This is a genomic window from Enterobacter cloacae complex sp. IR5384 (assembly GCF_049237265.1).
Lineage (GTDB): Bacteria > Pseudomonadota > Gammaproteobacteria > Enterobacterales > Enterobacteriaceae > Enterobacter > Enterobacter cloacae.
The window spans coordinates 1-3,366 of sequence record NZ_JBMKHJ010000080.1; the positions used below are offsets into that span (position 1 = coordinate 1).

Here is a 3,366-nt window from a genome sequence, read left to right on the forward strand (position 1 = left end):
ATAGTCGAGATTGGTGCAGATCACTTCTGATATTGAACTGTCAGGAGCTGGCTGCACAACAGCCATTACGCCCAATCAACTGGTGCAGTCGTCTTCTGAAAATGACAATCGTGCCACCGGCTCCAGGTCTTATCGAACAGCTCAGACACATGGTCCAAATGCTGGTCGATCCGTTCGGCCAGTTTTTCGATGGCCTCTTGCTTGAGCTTGTCACTTTCCCTGAACTCGATGTTCAAGGCCCTGGCCACCTGGTTGAGGTTCCGGCCGATAGCTCCAAGCTGCCGGCACGATTCCCGTACGGTGTTCACTTCTTCATCAGTGAGGACCGGCATCCGGTTCAACGACCGCAGTCATTTCTGTACCTAAACAGTCCTGCGAATATGTGAGTTTTGACCTAATGAGCCACAAAAACTCATTTTCGCCCACGATAATTTTTCTACTTCCTTTCTTTGGAATGCTCATTTCAATATTCACATAACGTCGCTATCAATCGCGGAAAAGGCGTAGTGCGCGAAGCGAACGAAGCTTTTTGCCGTCGATTGCATAGCTTTGTGTACGCCCAGCATGGGCATGAACTAATGAGGTGAAAGTCCTCTGTAGGAAGGTCACCGTTCGATAACATGCTGTTATTAAACGTTAACTACTAGCGAATGGCAAGGGCTTACCCGTGAGGGGCGGTCTGAAGGAAGCCGCTAGCAAATTTGCGAGCTGATGAACAAGAACATCATATGAGGCGTAGGCTGAAGGTGAGTTGGCACAAGACGACGAAACCACGTGATCTAACGGCCACCGTAAATGATGCAGCAGTGCAAAGAAAGTTCATGTCCTTATCTGGGGAGATCTGCTTAGCATGCGATCGGTCATTAACCAGTAAGGCTCTGGTCTACAAGTGTCTTGGCTTTTCAATTTCATCAACTGGAAAGAGCGAATTAGATGAAAACCGATAGCGCATGACGGGGCAACTCGGCATGTGATTAAGCAGAAGTCAGCAGACGGCATAGTAGCCCAACGCCTATCGTAATGGATGGGATATGGTGAAGGCCTGAACATTTAGAAGAAGGAGGAGTCTTGCCAAACTTGTCGGTACTCACTACGTCGTCAGACGATTACTATCAACAGCGTATTAGCCCGCAACCAGCCTTCAGCAGCAATCTATTTCCGCAACTACTCGAACCTGAGAATCTACACCGAGCTTGGCGACAAGTGAAAGCCAATAAAGGCGCGTCGGGTATCGATGGCATGACCATCGAAGCCTTCCCGCGCTGGATGCAACAAGGCGGCTGGCAACAGTGTAAATCTCAGCTTGAGCGAGGAGAATATCAACCCTCAGCGGTCAGGCGCGTGGAGATCGATAAACCCGATGGCGGTAAACGCAAATTGGGGATCCCCACCGTGATTGATCGTGTGATACAACAAGCAATCGCTCAGATACTCACGCCGTTGTTTGACCCCTACTTTTCAGTCAATAGCTTCGGCTTTAGGCCGAACAGAAACGCCCAGCAGGCGGTACTACAAGTCAGGAATATCATCAAACAGAAGCGCAAATTTGCCGTTGATGTTGATCTGTCCAAGTTCTTTGACCGCGTCAACCACGATCTGTTGATGACTCAGTTAAGGAGTAAGGTGCAGGATAAGCGTCTGCTAGCGCTTATTGGCAAATACCTGCGAGCGGGCGTCATGGTCAACGACCAATTTGAAGCAAGCTTCGAAGGTGTACCTCAGGGCGGCCCACTCTCACCCTTATTATCAAACATCATGCTGGATAGTTTGGATAAAGAATTGGAAAGCCGAGGACATCACTTCGCCCGCTACGCTGATGACTTTATCATCTTGGTGAAGTCTCAACGGGCGGGAGAACGTGTTCTCAAGAGTATTACTCATTATCTTGGTACGAAGCTAAAACTGATCGTTAACGAGCATAAAAGCCAAGTAGTTAAGGTAGGTCAAAGCAAGTTCCTTGGCTTCACCTTTAACCGAGGAAAGATCCAATGGCATGCCAACACGTTGCACGTTTTCAAACAAAAGATACGACGACTGACGAACCGCAATTGGGGAGTCAGCATGAGCTATCAACTGTTTAAACTGCGGCAATATATGCAAGGTTGGATCAATTACTTTGGCATAGCCAACGCTTATCAAGGTTGCGTCGATTTAGACCACTGGATCCGTCGCCGAGTGCGTATGTGCTACTGGCGTCAGTGGCGAAAACCACGGACTAAGGTGCAGAACCTACTTAAACGAGGTGTCAGGATCCAAGCTGCCGTTGCTTGTGGACTCACAAGTAAAGGCCCTTGGCGTAGTTCGAAAACGCCAGGCATACAGCAAGCGCTGAGTAACGAGTACCTAGAGAAAGCTGGATTGTATTCACTAAGAGATGGATGGATTGCAGTTCATTATCCTAGCCAAATAACAGGTTAGGAGTTCTAAATGAACCGCCCTGTGCGGAGCCGCATGCAGGGTGGTGTGGGGGCTGGAGGCTAGATACCTCCGGCTACCCGATTAGAAATTTAGTTGCTTAGTTTTGATGGTTTTTTACTTTCGTTTAACCCTTTAACCGCCTGCTCTAATGTAAGTTTCAAGAGTGATGCGTCTCCAGCTTCACTGTGACTTGGAACAACCAGTTTTGCCTTACCATATTTGGATATTAATAATTTAGCGGACTTTGGCCAAGCTTCTAAATTTGCGTCACCCAAATTACCTAGACCGTACGGTTTAATAAAACAACCACCGAATAATATTTTCCTTTCAGGCAGCCAAACTACTAGGTTATCTGGAGTGTGTCCTGGGCCTGGATAAAAAACTTCAATTTTATTTTTAACTAGCCAATAGTTAACCCCGCCAAATGAATTTTTAGCTTGAACCTTACCGTCTTTTTTAAGCAGCTCATTAGTTAATTCAGACGCATACGTGGGGATGGATTGAGAATTAAGCCACTCTATTCCGCCCGTGCTGTCACTATGAAAATGAGAGGAAATACTGCCTTTTATTTTATAGCCACGTTCCACAAACCAAGTGACTAACTTTTCAGTATCTTTAGCCGTAAATGGAGTGTCAATTAGATAAGCTTCAGCATCTACAAGAACAACCAAACCATGTTTAGGAACAACGCCCCACCCGTTAACTTCTTCAAACGAAGTATGAACATAAACGCCTTCATCAAGTTTTTCAATTTTTAAATCTGGCAAAGGCTCTGCTGCGGTAGCAATGCTACAAAACAAAAATATAAAGAATACAGATAACTTGCTCATACTTTCCCTTTTCTAACTTTGTTTTAGGGCGACTGCCCTGCTGCGTAACATCGTTGCTGCTCCATAACATCAAACATCGACCCACGGCGTAACGCGCTTGCTGCTTGGATGCCCGAGG

At 46.7% G+C, this 3,366-nt stretch carries 2 protein-coding genes and 1 pseudogene; 2 read left to right on the forward strand and 1 reads right to left on the reverse strand.

What is annotated here, in order from left to right:
- Together ACOTX3_RS25790 and ltrA are read left to right on the forward strand one after the other, a co-directional pair.
- Window positions 1–386: pseudogene (locus tag ACOTX3_RS25790) on the forward strand (hypothetical protein); the annotation flags it as partial.
- A gap of 691 nt (window positions 387–1,077) precedes the next feature.
- Complete coding sequence (gene ltrA, locus ACOTX3_RS25795; protein WP_223229093.1) at window positions 1,078–2,418, forward strand: group II intron reverse transcriptase/maturase; 1,341 nt, start codon at window positions 1,078–1,080, stop codon at window positions 2,416–2,418.
- A gap of 89 nt (window positions 2,419–2,507) precedes the next feature.
- Here ltrA and ACOTX3_RS25800 read toward each other — a convergent pair whose 3' ends face one another.
- Window positions 2,508–3,248: a subclass B1 metallo-beta-lactamase IMP-4 gene (locus tag ACOTX3_RS25800; RefSeq protein ID WP_015060105.1), complete on the reverse strand. Its 741-nt coding sequence runs from the start codon at window positions 3,246–3,248 to the stop codon at window positions 2,508–2,510.
- Window positions 3,249–3,366: the final 118 nt, after the last annotated feature.

Bases quoted from the DNA above. Each gene is read 5' to 3' on its own strand.
- ACOTX3_RS25800 (WP_015060105.1), bottom strand. From the start codon at position 3,248: ATGAGCAAGTTATCTGTATTCTTTATATTTTTGTTTTGTAGCATTGCT.